The organism is Pantoea sp. Ae19-2, from assembly GCF_059801205.1.
Window position 1 is genome coordinate 1,099,824 of record NZ_JBCHWE010000001.1, and the last position, 18,289, is coordinate 1,118,112.

At 40.2% G+C, this 18,289-nt stretch carries 14 protein-coding genes and 1 pseudogene; 9 read left to right on the plus strand and 6 right to left on the minus strand.

Annotated elements, in window-relative coordinates; translation table 11 throughout:
* Positions 1-2: 2 nt before the first annotated feature.
* Entirely contained in the window at positions 3-920 is a 918-nt protein-coding gene (locus AAIE03_RS05075) for a UbiA family prenyltransferase (protein ID WP_042677595.1), read from the minus strand.
* A 604-nt stretch (positions 921-1,524) separates the two neighbouring features.
* Between AAIE03_RS05075 and AAIE03_RS05080 the strand changes: the two are divergent.
* Positions 1,525-2,947: pseudogene (locus tag AAIE03_RS05080) on the plus strand (IS3 family transposase).
* An 81-nt stretch (positions 2,948-3,028) separates the two neighbouring features.
* Here the strand turns inward: AAIE03_RS05080 and AAIE03_RS05085 are convergent.
* Complete coding sequence (locus AAIE03_RS05085; protein ID WP_498562841.1) at positions 3,029-4,081, minus strand: AvrPphF family type III effector; 1,053 nt, start codon at positions 4,079-4,081, stop codon at positions 3,029-3,031.
* Positions 4,082-4,643: 562 nt separating this feature from the next.
* Between AAIE03_RS05085 and AAIE03_RS05090 the strand changes: the two genes are divergently transcribed.
* Positions 4,644-5,732, plus strand: coding sequence for a cellulase family glycosylhydrolase (locus AAIE03_RS05090; RefSeq protein WP_498562842.1), 1,089 nt, complete (start codon positions 4,644-4,646; stop codon positions 5,730-5,732).
* A 109-nt stretch (positions 5,733-5,841) separates the two neighbouring features.
* On the opposite strand, the gene AAIE03_RS05095 is transcribed toward AAIE03_RS05090, so the two are convergent.
* The 4 genes from AAIE03_RS05095 to AAIE03_RS05110 all read right to left on the minus strand — a co-directional run bounded on the left by AAIE03_RS05095 (position 5,842) and on the right by AAIE03_RS05110 (position 10,071).
* Entirely contained in the window at positions 5,842-7,032 is a 1,191-nt protein-coding gene (locus tag AAIE03_RS05095; protein ID WP_146742115.1) for a hypothetical protein, read from the minus strand.
* 210 nt (positions 7,033-7,242) lie between these two features.
* Positions 7,243-7,881, minus strand: coding sequence for a response regulator (locus AAIE03_RS05100; RefSeq protein WP_042677713.1), 639 nt, complete (start codon positions 7,879-7,881; stop codon positions 7,243-7,245).
* Between the two features lie 5 nt (positions 7,882-7,886).
* Positions 7,887-9,263, minus strand: coding sequence for a PAS domain-containing sensor histidine kinase (locus AAIE03_RS05105; RefSeq protein ID WP_498562843.1), 1,377 nt, complete (start codon positions 9,261-9,263; stop codon positions 7,887-7,889).
* A 244-nt stretch (positions 9,264-9,507) separates the two neighbouring features.
* Entirely contained in the window at positions 9,508-10,071 is a 564-nt protein-coding gene (locus tag AAIE03_RS05110; RefSeq protein ID WP_228526114.1) for an RNA polymerase sigma factor, read from the minus strand.
* A gap of 271 nt (positions 10,072-10,342) precedes the next feature.
* Here AAIE03_RS05110 and AAIE03_RS05115 point away from each other — a divergent pair, with 271 nt between their 5' ends.
* Genes AAIE03_RS05115 through AAIE03_RS05145 form a run of 7 tightly spaced genes read left to right on the plus strand, consistent with a single transcriptional unit; the run spans position 10,343 to position 18,286 of the window.
* Positions 10,343-11,683, plus strand: a complete 1,341-nt coding sequence (locus AAIE03_RS05115; protein WP_112900180.1) for an HrpJ domain-containing protein — start codon at positions 10,343-10,345, stop codon at positions 11,681-11,683.
* A gap of 52 nt (positions 11,684-11,735) precedes the next feature.
* On the plus strand, positions 11,736-13,844 hold the full coding sequence (sctV, locus tag AAIE03_RS05120) for a type III secretion system export apparatus subunit SctV (RefSeq protein WP_042677711.1): 2,109 nt from the start codon (positions 11,736-11,738) through the stop codon (positions 13,842-13,844).
* 10 nt (positions 13,845-13,854) lie between these two features.
* On the plus strand, positions 13,855-14,781 hold the full coding sequence (locus AAIE03_RS05125) for an FHA domain-containing protein (RefSeq protein WP_498562844.1): 927 nt from the start codon (positions 13,855-13,857) through the stop codon (positions 14,779-14,781).
* Positions 14,775-16,139, plus strand: coding sequence for a FliI/YscN family ATPase (locus tag AAIE03_RS05130; RefSeq protein WP_105076836.1), 1,365 nt, complete (start codon positions 14,775-14,777; stop codon positions 16,137-16,139). The genes AAIE03_RS05125 and AAIE03_RS05130 overlap by 7 nt, the downstream gene beginning before the upstream one ends.
* Positions 16,140-16,164: 25 nt before the next feature.
* On the plus strand, positions 16,165-16,587 hold the full coding sequence (locus AAIE03_RS05135) for a hypothetical protein (protein WP_128574353.1): 423 nt from the start codon (positions 16,165-16,167) through the stop codon (positions 16,585-16,587).
* Positions 16,584-17,231 (plus strand): hypothetical protein, encoded by a 648-nt coding sequence (locus AAIE03_RS05140; RefSeq protein ID WP_194762187.1) that lies wholly within the window; start codon positions 16,584-16,586, stop codon positions 17,229-17,231. Before AAIE03_RS05135 ends, AAIE03_RS05140 begins: the two co-directional genes overlap by 4 nt.
* Positions 17,231-18,286, plus strand: coding sequence for a FliM/FliN family flagellar motor switch protein (locus tag AAIE03_RS05145; RefSeq protein ID WP_498562845.1), 1,056 nt, complete (start codon positions 17,231-17,233; stop codon positions 18,284-18,286). The genes AAIE03_RS05140 and AAIE03_RS05145 overlap by 1 nt, the downstream gene beginning before the upstream one ends.
* Positions 18,287-18,289 lie beyond the last annotated feature (3 nt).

Below are 18,289 nucleotides of genomic sequence, written 5' to 3' on the forward strand. Positions count from 1 at the left end.
AGTTAATAGAGTTGAATTATTAAAGCGCAAAGTAAGTAGCCGGTTAGCATGTTCACACCAATAAAAATTTCATTCAGGTTTCTATTATGCTTGTCCGGTGTAATGAGAAAACACACTAATTGTCCCAGGCAGGAAATGAAAAGAGTGATGTTAATGAAATAAAACCACTCAGGAACATACTGACACATGTTCTTTAAAAGTAAATATTGAGCGAAATACATTGTCAGAATCAAAGTCACTATTATAGCTATTGACAGGGGACGACCGAAGCTTTGTGAATAAGATTTTATGTATGGTGTGTCTTCATCATCTCCCTTGCATTTTCTTGTGATCTCAAACGTGAGTGCGGAGAAAAATGATAAGAACATCAGTAGTAAAAGTGGACGGTTTATTTCGATGTGCGTAGATGAGAATGATGTAAGCCAGATGATGATCAATGGCATGATTAGCGTATGCGACAATGCGTAGAAAAACAAATTTCTATTGAGCCATGCTTTAATAAAAAATTCCTTACTCATCAGTAACGTCCAGATGATAAGTACGGACCATGTTTTCATAATGAGTGTGATACTTGATGCATAAAGTAACATGATAGATAGCTGAATTAAAATACAACCCAAAGCGACTAATTTAAGTTGATTTAACGTAATTAAACCGCGTTGCAGAACGCGTTTCGGATAACGTTCACAGTCCTCATCGTAGTCTTTATGTTCATCAATAATTCTGATAAGTAAAAAGTAAGAGCAACTCATAATGCTTCCGGCTATAAACATAGTCAGTGGTAAGTCTTTATTTAAAGTACTAACCATTGCTGACAGTACATAGATGACAACAAAAAGAGGTAGGTTCTTTAAGGGGAACCTTTCATAGATCCAAAGTTTAAAACCAAGATCTGATGAGTAAGAAGAAAAATCAGTCATGACAGTCCTTTCTGTTATTAATCAAAATAATTCGTAAGTAGGATCAGTGCACCAAAAGTGGTGCTGGAACAAAAGAGTATCTAATGTTTGTTTTCTTCATGAAATACGCTTAGCAATAAGAGGAGCGAACCTAATATAAACTGCTTTTTGATTTGTTATTTATCTTAATATTTTCTATTTCTCTCAATTCTGTAAATCCTTCGTTGTATGTGGTCAACTAACAAACATGGCTGTTTTTTATGACCGCACTGTTATTAAATTTCCATTGCTTGCATCATATATTCTTATCTTAATTTACATAATTAGTGTTAATCAGTCGTAAGTTGTTCCACGTTATGGGTAACTTTTGATTAAAGAGAGTAATGTTTCACTATGACGTTTTGCATATAAACATTAACAAAGAAAAAAATAGAGCAGGCAGTTAAAAAAACTAATTTAATTTTCTTTTTTGGGTTTTAAAACTTTTGGTATTTGTTATGAAAGTGATAGGCTCTGTAATTTTTTTGCTCACTGCTCACTGCTCACTGCTCACTGCTCACTGCTCACTGGACTGACCCGTCCCGGTAGAAGATCCTGTCCTATAGTTTGAGCATACTAGTGGCATATGGGCACACCACTCTTTACGTCTGAATTTAAGGAAGAAGCCGTACGTCAGATAACGGAACACGGTTATTCCGTTGCCGAATTATCCGGGGGTCTGGGTGTTTCTGCGCACAGCCTTTAAAAGTGGCTCCGGACTATCAAGCCTGATAACAGCAAAGAGCATGCTCAGGATTTACTGGAAGCCAAAAGCGAGATCCTGAAACTACTGTCAACTACGGGGGCAGCTAAAATTTACCGAAGAAGAACGAAATATCCTGAAATGGCCGAGGGGTACTTTGCAAGGGATCCTGACTGAAGTACTTTTTTATCAATAAATATCGCACTCTATAGGGTGTGATGGCGATGTGTCAGGTACTGAATGTAGTCCGTGCCGGATTCTGTGCGTGGCTACACAACCTGGTCCCGGCTCGTGATAGAGATAACCAGCGCCTGCTGATGCTTATCCGTAACTCCTGTTCACTGAGCGAAGACTAATACGGTTATCGGCGGGTTCATTGCGTTCTGAACGAAATCGGATAAAACTGCTGTTAATACCAGGTGTGCTACATTATGTAACTGAAGCGGATTAAAACTGTACGCGGCTATAAAAAGCCACGTCGTGTCGTCGGCAGTTCTTCGTGGGTGCGCCTAATCGCGTGTAGCGGCAGTATACCGTTGTCCGGGCCATTCAGGTTTGGGTCACCGATATTACTTATATCCGCACCTGGTCGAAATGGCTGTATCTTGCGGTGGTTTTCGATCTCCTCGCCCGTAACGTGTTCGGCTGGTCAATGAAGCCCACTCTCTCACGCCAACTGCTACCCGACACACTGATGATGTCGGTCTGGCAGCGAAAACCGGACGGCGAGGTCATCTTGTACAGCCGTAGTAGTAACCGGCGCTGGTGCTAAGATGGATTTGAGTTCCGCTGCGACAACGGCGAAAAGCTGCGTGTAACCTTCGCGCAGGACTGCTGCGGCAGGGAGATCACAGACTGGGCGGCTGGGACAGATGGCTATGACAAAGAGACATTGCAGGATGTCATGTTGAGCGCAATCGAAAAAACGGTTCGAAAGCATCTGCCAACGGGCCGCTGGAATGGCTAACGGATAATGGTTCGGCTTACAGGGCGCACGAAACATGGGCATTCGCCCTAGTGCTGGGGCTTGAGCCTTGCACGACAAGCAGTATGCAGCCCGGAAAATAATGGCATAGCAGAAATCTTCGTGAAAACGATAAAAAGGGACTGTATCAGCATCATGCCAAAACCGGACAGCCAGACCGCAGTGATGAAACTGGCCGTGGCGTTTACCCATTATGATGAACATCACCCTCACAGTGAGCTGAGATATTGCTCACCACGGGAATATATATACGAAGGACGTTATCGTAACCGTAAGAAAGAAAAGGCGTCTGGACATGTAGGGGCAAATCCAGAGCAATAAGAGGCGAAACTAAATTTGACACCTAAAATTAGTTCCACCACTTATATTAAAAGCATAACAACAAAAAATAACTTAGACTTATTATCTTATAATCTCAACAGGAACTGTTTGATTTCGAGGCAACGTCACAATCAACGGTACGGTCCCAGATCCGTCACCTACAGCAGCCCCAGTATCAAGATAAACTTTTCCGCCACGCTGGAGAAAGTCACCTAACTTCATTTTGACAACCACATTGTCAGGATTTTTTTTACCATACGCCAGGGCAAGATCCCGCGCGTGGGCTCCTATCATCACATTTAATGATGGCCCTAATTCATGCGCGTGAGCGGATGCGGGCAAATAGGCTTCAGCTGTTCCAAGCGGCGCATGAAAAACATGCCTACCTATCTGATTCGGAGAAAGTTTGTCGTGACGTGCAATTCTTGCCATGGACTCTGGGTTACCACTAATTTGGCCATCTCTGATATATCGACGTTCTGTACCTCTGTACAGACTAGTATTGGCATTAAGTCCTGGCATTGATCTAAGTGGATCGTGTTTGTTCAAAAAACGCTCTTGTTCTGTGGGGGGCAATTGCCTTACTTCAGTCAGTTCAGAACCAGACGCAAGATGCTGGCTTGCTGTATTTCCAGATCGTGATAGCGGGCGGGGAGGCATATTATAGAGATTAGAAGTCCGAGATGCCGACTGAGGAATATACATGCCACTACTAGCGTCACTGCTCACACTCGATGCAGAAACAGGAGATCGCGGATACATATTGGTAAGACGAGAAGGGGAATTCATCCACCCACTGTTAACACTACCTCCTGAACTCACAGGAGAGGGTGATGGAAAGCGGGACGCAACACCACTGCGTGAAGGCGGTCGTGAATGGTTCATCAACGAAGCAGGGTTTGCATGACTTCTTGCACTGTAGGGTGATGTTAATGCTGCATTGCTGTTACCGACAAAATTGGTGTGTAACCTTGGCAATGCACTGTACATTTCACTTGTAGAGAATGCGCCTGAGCGCGACGGAGGTCGCTGCATACTGCCACACTGCGCATTACTTTGTCGTGAAGAAGGGCGCTCTGGATAAGCAGAATATTGATATGGGTTCGTGGAATTTCCTGGTATACGTCCTGACATTACAGATCTCCTATAGTATTAATCCTCTTATTCGTGTTGGCACAAGCCAAAATGTTCCATAAGTGGGGATTCAAAGTGGCATTCACACGCCACGCTATGTGATAAGACGTCATCAAAATTTTTAGCGGATTGGAGAGAGACTAACTTGAGAGTGAAGGTTCAGACATTACCAATTGAACATTTCATCTAATCTTGGTGAAGGGGCAAACCAATTATCAGTGAATGATATTTGCAATGAAAATCAGCAGTTAAAAATCACACCAAAGAATATAAATATTAATTCCTTTAAAGTAAAAGAGAGTGCCATATTTTGCGCGCGAGTGCAAACTTAACATAAATAATTAAATAGACGCTACATGGTGATGATTTTAAATGCTTTTATTCGGATGGAGTATTTAGCAAGCATACACAGGAAGAGCAAAATTGAGGGTTAATTTGCTTTATGTCAGAAGTAAAAAATCGATATGTGTAAATTCTTTTTGCTTAAAAAACACTCAGAAATAAAATATAGTAATTTTGCAGCAAAAACTATCTTATCATTACCTCTATTGGATAAATTAACATGATTATATATAGTAAAGCGACAGCAACTAATGGCATCGAACGTCAGAAAAACACTGAAATAAAAAATCAAAATAAAGAAAAAATAAGCACAGATAGTGCACCTGAAGTAAAGACACAATCAGATAACCCACAAGACAAAGTAACATTGTCTGGAAAAACAGAAGATCCTACCTACTCAAAACTCGTTTCAACCCAGGTAAAGAGCAATAATATACAAACAATGACGAGTAATGTTACTCCCCAGGCAGCAGGACAAATAGTGAGTGGTGCCAATACAGCGCTAGACAGAATTAACACCGTTGCAGATGCGACAAAAATTGTTTCTGATGTGAAAAATGCAAAAGGAACTATTCTCAGGATACAGATCACACACGCTCAACTTAACGATAAAGCACAGACAGATAAAATCAATGCGATGCTAAATGCAGGTGACAAAAACAACGTGAATATACAAGTTGTCTTACGTGACGACTCGAATGGAGGGGGCGGGACTGTACTAACCGGTGATAAACTTAAGACAGCGAGTGATGATATCAAAAAAATCATTGGTAATTTTAGTGCGCATGCAAGTTTTTGGCTCGACACATTTAATGAGGGTGGCACAAGTGCTTCGCAAGATTGGGCTGATATGGAGTCTACGTTGATTAAAAGCGCAAGGGATGCAGGTTATAAAGGTTCAATTATTGTAGAAGACAGTAACTGGGGAGGCGGGCTGACAACAGGTCCAGAAAGCGGATTAGTGAAATTTAGCGCACAACTGAATAAGGCAAATGGGAATAACAGCCCAGCACTTATTGGAAGTATTCACGAGTACTCAAATGATAGCGACGCGTCAAAAAGACTGACTGATGAACTAAATGCATTAAAAAGCAAGGGATACAAACTTCAAATTGGTGAAGTTGGTAATGCAAATTGGTTGGGCGGGAGTAATTTTGAACACCGTAACACTGCAATAAAAGCAGTAAATGATAACTTAGGGATACTTCGGGCAGAGGGTGCATCTGTATTACCCTGGATGGATCAATTTCAAAGTGATGGCTCAATGCGACATGATGTAGGTTTGAAAGAGGGTGATCGATTCCAGTAGCGTCATACTTATGAAGTGCAGGCATAGAAACCTCATTTGAAAAAAGGTTTCTATGCCTTTATTATGTGAATAATATATTTAAAGCACAGAAGACAGGAATGAAAAAAATTTAAACATGTTTTGATTTAGTCTTACTTTCACTAATAATTTTCGCACTATCTGCAACAGCCTGCTCGCCGACGGCCTCCGCAAGTCCTGCGGCTCCACCAGTTGCAAAACCTTCTGCCATCTTAAGTTTTGTAAGCGTGGTATCTTTGACGCCCTTCATCGCGCCCTTGAGCACGCCGCCCAACCCATTACCTTCACCCATATTTGTAAATATGGGCGCTACCAGACTGCTGAAAAGCGGAATTTTAGAAAAGACTTCGCCAATTTTTTTCATACCCCATTGAAAATTATCATAGTTACTCCCATCGGCTTTGACGTGCCCATCTCCTTTAGGAAGGGCGTAGTTACCGTCTTCATTTTTAAGTTTCTCGAGTCCCTTCTCAGCAACGTCCTTAAGAATACCAGCTTCAGTGCCATGACGAGCATCGCCGTCATGTGTGATACCTTGAATGTCGCCATCAGCCTGCCGTGGTGTACCATCGTTTTGAGGCATATTGTCAATGAAATGAAGAACCTTGGCCATTCTGAATGCGGCATCTGCACGTGATTGCGCGTCAGGATTGTTGGATGTCCAGTCTCCGAACCGCTGTTTTAACTCATCCTTTTTGATATCCTTCTGATCGCCAAGATTTTTAAGTGCAGGACAATCATTGATAATCTCCTCTGCACTACGTTTATCGTCAGCCGGTCGACCCGCTTTTAAATTTTCTTCAGTGGGTATTTGTGTATTATCTTTTTCATCAGTAATCGTATCAGGACTACTCAGTTCATTACTGGGTGCGGCAGGGGAAGAAAATGCCTCAGATGATAAAACTTGATTGTCAGATTGACTATCATATAAAGAATTTGATGGTTCTGGGTTCACATTCTGAGAAGAATTTGTCTGAGCCGAGGTCAGCTTAAAAAGATTCTCCATTCCTGATAGTTCGATCAGTTTACTCTTAAAACTGCTTTGTGCTTCCTGCTCCGATGTGCTGGCAGTATTAGCAATACTGTCCAAATTTGGAACAGGTTTATCCGAGGCATAGTTAATTTTATTAGAAGACGATGTAACAGATTGATTATTAGCAGAATCATAGGAAGTATGACTATCTGCCGTTTGATATTGATTTCCACCAAAATCAGGTGAAGTTGGTGCCTGATTCAATGCGGGCGTGCTATTTGATGCACTATTAGCTATAGATAAAGACATTATATATCCTCTGCATAATTAAAAAAGCAAGGCTGAATAAGACTTGCGCATATATTATGTTGCTTGAGGATGACATTGGTTCCATTTACACTCAGTTTAGTACTTGTAACCCCTAAAAAAATTTAATTCACGTGCTTATCACTTATCTACAAAGAGGTGAAGTGGACATGATGTCACTTAATGATGCGTAAATGTTGCCAAAGAAAAATTTTATTGAACGAGTTTATAATTTAGACTGTATTTGACTATTTCAGCATTAGTTGAAAACTGCATTTTTTCCATCATTCGTGACTTGTATGTGCTTACTGTTTTGTTGCTAATAGACAGGGTATTAGCAATCGCGTTAATTGTTTCACCATGCGCTAACATGATCATAATTTGTCGTTCACGCATAGTCAGTTTTTCATGCGGAGCTTGGTTACCATGATAATATTCAGCGAAAATAATATCTTGAGCAAGTTCGTGGTCTATAAATCTAATTCCTTTTGCGACATTGTTAATAGCTTTTAGTAAAATTTCCGGACTTCGATCTTTAGTTATATAACCAAGCGCTCCGCTGTTGAGAATACGACGCGCTATTTGTGGTTCATTAAACATACTTACCACTAAAATGGGAAGTTTTGAGTGGTGACAATGTATCCTGCGAATAAGATCTTCACCACTTATTCCTGGCATTGAAATATCTAAAAGAAGAATATCTGGTGTTACCTCTCTAAGGATTTCTATAACCTCTGAACCGTTACAAGCCTCACCAACGACTTTTATATTGCTATTAGAGAAAGCAAAAATCTGCTTCAATCCTTCCCTCATGAGTTCATGATCGTCTGCTATAACTATTTCTATAGTCATAATGATCAATCCTCTCTGTCATTTAAGGGTATGGTTAACTCAATAGTTGTCCCCTTGTCAACTTCACTTTTAATATCCAGCCTCCCTTCGAGCATCGTTAATCTTTCCTTCATGCCTAGTATTCCAAACGAGTTTGGCCGGTTTCGTGTAGACTTAAATCCCCGTCCATTGTCTCTAACTTTAACGATGAGGTTTTTGCTGTTTTTTTCCATTATGATGTAAACGCGCGTCGCTTCTGCGTGCCTTATGACATTAGTTAATGATTCCTGAACAACACGAAAAACAGTTGTGGTTATAGTATCACTGATCCGAAAAGATGATTCTTTTGGAATGATTAATATACAGGCACAGCTATTATTTTTAATGAAGTCGTCGCGAAGCCATTCGAGTGTGGGAATGAGCCCCATGTTCAGAGGATTAGGCCGTAGGCGTGTAGAAATGTCTCTCAATACCTTCAATGTCGTGTCCACCAATTCCGTCATTTTGAGAACTTGTCTGTCGACCAAGGCTGGACTTTGCGCCTGCATACTTATTAATGACAACCCATTACGTAGCGTTGACAAATATTGGCCTAATTCATCATGTATATCTCTGGCAATATTTTTACGTAGCGATTCACTTCTCTTTTCTTGCTCGTGTGCAAGTTGTTGTATTTGTTTATGTGCTTCTCTAAGTTCTTTTTCTGCTTCTCTCATACGTGTAATATCACGGCCGACAATCAAGACAGAATCTATCTGATGATTGATGCGCGATTCGGGGACGCAATGAATATGTAATAAACGAATGTTTCCATTCATAGTAAACTTAATTTCAGATTCGTTTTTCTCCCCCGTAGCTAATGCCATTGATACAGATGAAAAAAAATTAGCACCCACAGAATTATAAGAGACAATATCTGTGAGTTTCCAGTTTCCTGCCTTGAAAAACGAAGACTGCATGACTTTTAAACCTAATGAATTACAATAAATACAGCTAAAATCCTTGTCAAAGCGAATGATTAAGTCTGGGGAGTTTTCAACTAATGTCCTAAATTTCCGTTCCTCTTGAACGAGATGTTGCGTGAGTTTGGTTAATTTTCGCTGATCTCGGACAATACAAAAGACAACAGTATCTGTATTGAGCTGATAGCGACTTGAATTAACCTCAACAGGTATGAATTCATCTTTTTTTGTACAATGTTGAGAGGTGAATTTAATTCCTTCCTGACGAATACTTAACTTCCACCATAAAGATAAAACATCGCTATCTTTAAGTTCTTTATCGACTACACTGAAATGTAAATTTGTAATTTCTTCACGGGTGTAACCTATCATAGAACAGGCTTTGGGATTTAAATAAATAATTTTTCCATATTTATCTATGATATAGATGGCATCGTTCATCGTATCAAATTTAAAATCGTGCCCTGAATAGCACTGATTTTCTACGAAGTTCCGCCTGGTCTCAGTTTTAGAGACCGAAAATGCGATAGGGGAGACGGCTACACTAGAATTAAGCCTGATCTGTACCTGGTTAAAAAAAAATCTGCATAATCTGTTCATAAGACATCTCATCTCTTATTTTTAACAATAATACAACAATTTTAAGCCGATGATATATAAAAATATATGCAGGTAAATTTGTTTTCTAACAGGCAATTCTGCTCTTTAACGTTTCTCTCAGGCGTGAAAGTCTGGACTTTACTGTTCCCACAGGAATGTTAAGGGTATTTGCAACGTCATGATAACTTCCATTTTGATCAATAATCATAATCAGCATCTCTTGCGTATCAGAGCTTAACTTATCTATTGAATTGACTATAATAGTTAGTAACTGATTGTTTACTATGATGTTGGATGGATCACCATCGACGATAAGTTCATTAGTAAGCTCCTCATTCAAAACCTCATAACTCTGTCGGTTATAGTTCGTTTTGTAATAGTTGCGTACTAAATTTGCTGCAATACCAAAAACCCATGTTTCAGGTTTTGATGTACCCAAAAATTTGTGGCTGTTGCGCAACACCTCCAGACAAGTAGTTTGAACAATATCCTCAACATCCTCATGGCTTGCAATCCGCTTGCGTATGAAGTTATAGAGTCGTCTGTTTTGTTCACAAAGAATTTTTTCCCAGTCGATGTTAGAGGCACCATTGATATAAGATATTTCTGTATTATTTGTATAGCCTGTATTTTCAGAATTAGTCATCATTTCAGTCTTTCCTTATTTAATTTTTCATATCTCATATGGCAATATATATGCCAATTTTTTGTTTTTTTATTTGTATGTTATATAAGCTTTTTTTTGTATGGTGAGATTAATCTGAGACAATTAATGCCGAAATTGGCATAGCAGGTGTGACATTTTTTACACACAGACTGAAGGTTATTAATGTTGCTTTTGATATATAAGTTACGTGGGCGGAACTTAGGGTAGGTTTACACCACAAACAGAGATAATTTTAATAAGATGAGCGTAGGCTATGTCGACTTTAAAGGTTCAATCTGCTAGATTTTTTCATCAAAATATGCACAAAGCCATCATTCGGTCAGAAAAGATGGCAGTAAAGAATAACAATGCTTATCTTCACAACAGTGCATCAGAAGCGTTCAGCCTGGAAGCCAATGAAGTTGACAGTAAACTAAAAAAAATTTCGGCGCATCCCAGTGAACAGCTCACTGCTGAATCGCTTGCTGATACTTTTGAAAAGGTAGCAAATCTACATGTCATTCGAGGCCACCGCACAATTAGACGTCGGGTTGTACGCCTGACAAAAAATATCTACTCCGAAAACACATCGCATCTCGTCGAATCGCGTATGAGCATCAGTCGTATAGGAAACGTTATGGAACTCTATATGTTGATGGAAGATTACAATCAACAGCGTTTAGAGGAAATGTTAACCCGACTGCAGCGCCATCTTTCAACGAGAGAAAAAGACGTTAACCTCGAAGAAGTTATTTCAGTGACTGGTGGAGATCCCGCCAGAGCACATGTATTACTTGGCATCATTCAGCGAAATAGTGATATTGCAGGCAACCATGCTACGGCTAGACATATTTCTGAGGTCATGGATCATCTTGAAAATGAAAAAGGCATCGAAGTTAGATTTGGTCATAATAGCGCTAAAGCTCTGGCTGACATATCAACTAATGCCAATGAGAAACAGCGTTTTCGACGCGTATTTTATGACATTTTAAGAAGTGTTTCGAAAAGCACAGATTTAGAAACAACCAAAAACATACTTAGTAAAAAATTAGTTAAAGAAATATTGGAACTTTTTGGACGTGATCGCTTTGTCGCAGGATTACGTATTGGTATACGCGCACTTGGTGATGACATTGCAGCATTGAGCCCTTCTATATCGTTAAAGTCACTTCATATTCTTCATGCCGCACTTTCTCAACTAAGTAGGTTGACCTCACTCCAAAATGACAGCGAAAGCACTTTGCTGGCTATACAGAGAAAATGGAAACTAAAAACGAATGCAATACCGGACTTTAGCGAAAAGTATACATCGCCTGATTTTAACCTTGACGGGATAGATTTGATGTTTACCTTAGTGGCTATGATTGACGGAGGTGCCTATTCACGTGACGTTATCAAGGCTGTTAATGATTACTCAGGAAACTATCCTTCTTTTCAGCTTGATTTCTCAAATCGCTTATTGAGTTTAATTCACAATGTGCCATTGGTTCTGTGGGGAGACCAAAAGAAACGTTATGACACTTTTAATTTGATACGTGAATTTATAGGGCAGTTATCTGATATTGAAAGGAAGCAAAACTACAGTTTTTCCACACCAAAGGGATTAGTAAAATAAATTTATTATTTAATAATTAAATCTAATGCTAAGTTAAAATTTCGGGGGCGAGATGAATAGCGCAGTTCAAATCCTTAATCGTATAGCAGTTACAGCAATGAAACGGTCAGAAGTTGTGGGTGCAATGTTCGCACTCGCGCTTGTTTTTATGCTGATTATTCCTCTCCCTCTGGAGCTCATTGATACTTTAATCGCACTGAATATCTGCCTTTCATCGTTACTGGTTATGTTAGCAATGTATTTGCCTAAACCACTTTCATTTTCAAGCTTTCCCGCGGTTTTGCTCTTAACCACCATGTTTAGGCTGGCGCTATCGATATCGACGACAAGACAGATACTCATTCAACAAGATGCAGGGCATATTGTTGCTGCCTTTGGTAATTTCGTTGTTGGTGGTAACTTGGCTGTTGGTATGGTCATGTTTCTAATATTAACCGTTGTAAACTTTCTTGTCATCACTAAAGGCTCCGAACGTGTCGCAGAGGTTGCTGCGCGCTTTACATTGGATGCCATGCCAGGAAAGCAAATGTCGATTGACAGTGATTTGCGCGCAGGCCTGATAGATGTAAAAACCGCTAAGAATCGCCGTGTTGAACTTGCAAAAGAAAGCCAATTATTCGGCGCTATGGATGGAGCCATGAAATTTGTTAAGGGTGATGCGATAGCCAGTCTTGTCATCCTGTTCATTAATCTTATCGGTGGCTTCAGTATCGGCGTGATGCAGTTGAATATGCAAGCAGGCGATGCTATGCATGTTTATTCTATTTTAACTATCGGTGATGGTTTAATTGCGCAGATTCCTGCAATACTCATTTCAATGACGGCAGGTATGATAATTACACGAGTATCATCAGACAGTGATCCTGAGGATAACAGTATTGGTCGAGAAATTGCGGAACAGATTACGAGCCAGCCTAAAGCATGGATGCTTGCAGCTATTGGTATGTTTGGTTTTGGATTACTTCCGGGTATGCCGACAAGTATATTTTTCGTGCTGGGTATTCTAACTTTAGCCATCGGGGGCTTTCAGGTCTGGACAACGAAATTTGAAAGCCGTTCACATCAGAAAATGGAAAATGAAGTCATTCCACCGGAACTCAATGGCAAAGAAGATCTGAGAGAGTTCAATCCAACGCGCCCCTATTTACTGCAATTCTCTGAAAGTGTTAGAGGTGCTAATTCAACTATCGAATTGGTGCAGGCCATTCGTCGTCTTCGTAATAGCATTGTTTATAATTTTGGATTTACCTTGCCTGCTTTTGAGATTGAATTTGTGGCAACACAACCGGCTGATGAGTTTCGGTTCTCGGTTTATGAGATTCCACGAGTGATAGCATCTTTTAATACAGACAAACTCGCTGTTTCACTTGATGCTTTAAATCATATTGACGATGCTGTGAGAGATGAATTTACTGGATCAGAGAGCCGCGATGAAAGTGAATTTTTATGGTTGCCTCCAGAACATGAACTCCTTCTCGCTGAGAACGTTAAGCGTGAAAATGTGCATGAAAGAATAATGTCTCGTATGGAGAATGCTATTCATTTCAGTGCTGCAAATTTTATCGGTTTGCAGGAGACGCGCGCATTAATGGGGTGGCTCGAAATGGAACAGCCTGAGCTGTCACAAGAACTACAGCGAGTCATGCCAATATCACGTTTCTCGAGCGTTTTACAAAATCTCGTATCAGAGAGAATCCCTCTACGTTCAGTGAGAGCCATTGCTGAAGCACTAATTGAACACGGACAACATGAAAGAGATGTAAGCCAGTTAACCGATTTAGTTAGGATTTCTCTTAAAGAGCACATTTGCTATCAGAATAAAGAATCTGACGCACTGAATGTATGGCTTCTTTCGCCTGAAACAGAAGAGCAACTGCGCGAATCCCTGCGTCAAACACAGACCGAGATATTTTTTGCGCTCAGTCAGGAACATGCTCTTGCATTTATCCACTTAGTAAAAGATGCCTGGCAAAAAAATACTACTAACAAAGCTGTATTGCTTGTTGCACAAGATCTACGCAGTCCTGTGCGAGGATTGATACAAAGCGATTTGCATCATATTGGAGTGATGTCATTTTCAGAACTCTTACCAAACTTATCTATTAACGTATTAGGCCGTCTCGATATTAACGAATCGTTAGACAGCGAAAGCACGGAGTGAGGTTTCAACTATGTATGAACTGCGTGTTTTGAGTGGGCAGCATCAAGGCGCGGCCTTACCACTTTGTGGTGATAAATGGTGTATTGGCCATGATAATAATGCTGATCTTTTTTTGCAAGATGATGGGGTGGGTGAAAAACACGCTGAATTGTTATTAAAGGATAATTGTTGGGCATTACATTTAGCAGAAACCACTGGCTGTGATTTCTATGAGCAGGGGATAATGGAGTATGTACTAAATGAAAATACACCATTTAGCGTAGGCGGTGTTTGGTTATGCATTACATCGTCTGAAACGAGTTGGGGAGGAATAAAACGACCTGATGCGGGGGAGATAATAAAAAAAGAGGCAGAGAAAAAAGAGGGTATTCATTCAGAGTATAGTGTTAAAATAGCAAGTAAACAAACTAATGAAAATTACCGATATGCAAAAGTAATGCGTTTGGTATCTTTTACTATTATGCTTTTATTGAGTTGCACTATTTTAAGTTGGATATTACAACCAACTATTGCACAAACCGGGCGTGACGAAAACCAGCGTCCAGTTTTAGCCACGCTTCAAGAAATGCGTCCTGCTTTACTTGCCATGTTAAGAGAAAGGAATCTTATTCCTGGTGTCAAAATCGACATGCAGAAGGGGAAGGTTGTTTTATACGGTGAGTTAAGTAAAGAACGTATTTTAATATTGGACCGCATGATTGCTCGTTTCCACAATGAGTATAACGCTATGCCACAACTCGTGAATAACACACGCCCATTATCAGAAAAGCTCCCTTTTAGGATTGTTCAAGTATCTACAGGGGGACATGCTAACATTGTTACTGATGATGGAAAGCGTGTTTTTATTGGTGATGATATCGATGGGCTACATTTAGCTTCTATCACTGACAACCGTATACTTTTTACGGGTAATAAAAATATAGAGGTTAACTGGTGATGAGTGAGGTTAATGTCGACATTGACGCATGGTTCCAAAACAAGAAAGAACAAATAAATCGTTTCAACGCAATTAATGTTTTTGGACGTGTCACCGGCGTTGGTGGCATTCTTTTAGAGTGCCATTTGCCTTCTGCACGCTTAGGGGACCTTTGCATGGTTCAGGGGAAATCCGAAGAGCCAATAATGGCAGAGATTGTCGGTTTTACGCCTAATAACGTTTTGCTTTCAGCGCTATCTCAAGTCGATGGAATCGCACAAGGTGCCAGAGTTACTCCCCTGTATGTCGCACATAGTATTGTTACGAATGATAATTTATTAGGTTGTGTGCTCGACGGATTTGGACGCGCGATAGAGCCTGGTGGCATTGATGCTTTTACGATCCCAGGTGAAAGCCAGACCTATACACAGGTAATAAGCGATCCACCGTTACCAACGGATCGTCCCAGAATCGATTCTCCTTTAGTGACAGGCATCAGGGCTATTGATGGGTTGTTAACGATAGGTCTGGGTCAGCGTGTTGGGGTATTTGCCGGTGCCGGCTGTGGCAAAACAACGTTGTTAGCAGAATTAGCGAGAAATACGCCTTGTGATGTCATTGTATTCGGTTTAATTGGTGAACGAGGGCGTGAATTGCGTGAATTTCTCGACCATGAACTCGATGAGACCTTACGTTCCAGAACAGTGATGGTTTGTTCAACGTCTGATCGAAGTAGTATGGAGCGAGCGCGTGCTGCATTTACCGCAACCGCGATTGCGGAGTCATATCGTGATAAAGGCAAAAATGTCCTTTTAATTCTCGATTCACTGACTCGTTTTGCCAGGGCCCAGCGTGAAATTGGTCTTGCATTAGGTGAACCTCCCGGACGAGGAGGATTACCTCCTTCTGTTTATACATTGTTACCTAAATTGTTAGAGAGAGCAGGCAGGACAAATACGGGCTCCATTACTGCATTTTATTCCGTTTTGATTGAATCAGACTCAATGAATGACCCTGTCGCTGATGAGGTTCGATCGTTAATTGATGGTCATATTATTCTGACGCGAAAACTTGCTGAAAAGGGGCATTATCCTGCAATTGACATTCTTGCAAGCCTCAGTCGTACCATGACAAATGTTGTAGATAATCATCACATGAAACAAGCGACATCAGTACGCAGGTTAATGGCAGCCTATAAGCAAGTAGAAATGCTTCTCCGCTTGGGGGAATATCAAAAAGGAAATGATAATTTTACCGATGCGGCGGTTGAGGCACAGGATTATATAGCAAATTTTTTACAACAATCTAATCGTTTGCCTTGTCCCTATGATAAAACCAGGAACGAATTGGATGTGTTAAGTCATTATGCAAAAGTATAACTATTTTGAAACTGAAGATGGCACTATGTCCGAGTTTGATGACTATGAACATATCATCAAAGTTTTATTGCCAATACGTAAAGAACGTCTTCATAAGATCGAACGTATTGAGCGCGAACAGAAAAAATCGTTAAAAAAAAGCCAGGAATTAAAGGCTGAAACTGAAGAAGCTCTTGAAAAGAAAATATTCACGTATAAAGAAATTTGTCGGGTTTTCAATGATAAAAACTTAGGGTTGCAATCCTATACCAAGTTGATTTCCTCCCTGGATAAAGAGGACGATGCAAAAAAAACAGTATTAGAAAATGCTAATCGTGTTTCAAAGTTGCAGAGTGATGTCGAGCAAAAGCAGGCGAAGGTTCTTAAAACTGCATTCGAGAAAAAAATGAGACTTCGTGATGTTGAGAAAATTGAATCGCTTCTTGATGTTATTAAGGAATTATCATGATTAATACTAATCTGTTTTATGTTGAGAATAAGCTTAGTCTCGAAAAAAAAACGAATCAGGCCTATACAGATAATCAGGAAAACACATCAAAAGTTGGAAAATTGCAGGTTACTCGTAACAGACAAGAAGCTGAGAAAAAAAATATGCGCTTTGCGGATGAACGAACAAATCGTTTATGCCGTACGGGGGCGGGCGAAAGATTTAGTCAGAATCATACTTCTCTCGTTTCTGAAGAAGAAGGTGGTTTATTCATGCGTCTACTTAATGATGAAGAGGACGAAATCGTACCTCTTCTTCATGAGTTTCCTTCATTCCAACAGCCTGTGACGAGAAGGGAGGAGTATGAGAATAAATCTGCTCCTCATGTTCCCTTTACATGGGATGAACTGGATTCTGATATAGAACAGCTGATACAAACTGTTCCATATAATGAATGCAAATTTTCAATTGAGTTACCTTGTCTCGGTGCCGTGGATGTTAATTTTAAACAAACTCATGATAATGGGTTAGATATCAGTCTAGGCTTACAAGAACAGGCTTACAAGGCACTGAATCCTTTTCGTGAGAAATGCCGACTTTCTCTGGACAAAAAATTAGGCAAATCCGTTCGTTTAAACCTTACACAAAAAATACAGGTTTGCTAATGAAATCACTGAAATTGCGGTTTATCACATATAAGGAGCAGAGGCTTCGTCAGAGGATCGGATCGGGACTACTCTGGTATTTTAACCGCCATGACGCATTAGGGACAATTTATTTAAGCCTGTATCAAGGTGAAATGGTCAAGACATTGAGCTATTGGCAATGCGAGTCTGGGGGCTTCGCCTTAACTGAGGCTGAAACTCTGCTCGCAAGCTTGACTGATGCCCCCACCTTTACTGCAGCAGATGCACATGAAAATGGTGACTGGTTTTGGTCGTGGTGGAATACGCATTTACCTTTTGAAATAACAATGCTTTTTGGTTTTATAAAACCCGATACGATAACGAATCAGGAGGAAGAATTATGTACCGTTGAGAGCCTTACATTAAGGCTTGAGGTTAGGATAAACCAGCAACATTTTTGTAGTGCTGTAAAGATGTCAGAAAATGTGCTTGAAAAGTTACTTAACAAAAATGAATGGCACTGTACTAACAGAATGTTGCCTGAAAGTTTTCCCATGAGTTTTCCTATCCAAATAGGAAAGACAGCGTTAAGTATCGAGGCAATTTCAGGCTTAAGAAAGAATGATTTAGTTCTACTTCAACGTAACGATTTTACCCCTGAAGGAAAAGGTATCATTACCTGCGGTAAATTAATTCTTAAAGGTGAATTTTGTAAGCAAGCGGGTGAAATGGAATATTTTTATGTTAAAAATGTGGAGACTACTACCGTGAATTTACATCCAGAAGAACCAGAAGAAACGACATACGCCTTCGAAAAGAGCGATGCGAAAACAACCACGAATCCAGCTTTTGCTCCTATACCATTGTCACTTTCAGTTCGCTGTGGGGTACTGAAAATGACACTAGGTGAACTTCAGCAACTTGATACAGGATCATTGATACTTGTTGATAATGTTATTCCTGGCGAAGCCTTACTTTGTCATGGTGATTACAGTATTGCAAAAGGTGAACTGGTTGATGTCGAGGGGAAGTTAGGCTTTCAGGTTACAAATATATTGTCAGGTTCGGCACGTTCATTGCATGAGGATAGTTGATAT

Coding starts and splice junctions, on each gene's coding strand:
- AAIE03_RS05075 (WP_042677595.1), bottom strand. CDS start 920: ATGACTGATTTTTCTTCTTACTCATCAGATCTTGGTTTTAAACTTTGG.
- AAIE03_RS05085 (WP_498562841.1), bottom strand. CDS start 4,081: ATGTCAGGACGTATACCAGGAAATTCCACGAACCCATATCAATATTCT.
- AAIE03_RS05090 (WP_498562842.1), top strand. CDS start 4,644: ATGATTATATATAGTAAAGCGACAGCAACTAATGGCATCGAACGTCAG.
- AAIE03_RS05095 (WP_146742115.1), bottom strand. CDS start 7,032: ATGTCTTTATCTATAGCTAATAGTGCATCAAATAGCACGCCCGCATTG.
- AAIE03_RS05100 (WP_042677713.1), bottom strand. CDS start 7,881: ATGACTATAGAAATAGTTATAGCAGACGATCATGAACTCATGAGGGAA.
- AAIE03_RS05105 (WP_498562843.1), bottom strand. CDS start 9,263: ATGAACGATGCCATCTATATCATAGATAAATATGGAAAAATTATTTAT.
- AAIE03_RS05110 (WP_228526114.1), bottom strand. CDS start 10,071: ATGATGACTAATTCTGAAAATACAGGCTATACAAATAATACAGAAATA.
- AAIE03_RS05115 (WP_112900180.1), top strand. CDS start 10,343: ATGTCGACTTTAAAGGTTCAATCTGCTAGATTTTTTCATCAAAATATG.
- sctV (WP_042677711.1), top strand. CDS start 11,736: ATGAATAGCGCAGTTCAAATCCTTAATCGTATAGCAGTTACAGCAATG.
- AAIE03_RS05125 (WP_498562844.1), top strand. CDS start 13,855: ATGTATGAACTGCGTGTTTTGAGTGGGCAGCATCAAGGCGCGGCCTTA.
- AAIE03_RS05135 (WP_128574353.1), top strand. CDS start 16,165: ATGTCCGAGTTTGATGACTATGAACATATCATCAAAGTTTTATTGCCA.
- AAIE03_RS05140 (WP_194762187.1), top strand. CDS start 16,584: ATGATTAATACTAATCTGTTTTATGTTGAGAATAAGCTTAGTCTCGAA.
- AAIE03_RS05145 (WP_498562845.1), top strand. CDS start 17,231: ATGAAATCACTGAAATTGCGGTTTATCACATATAAGGAGCAGAGGCTT.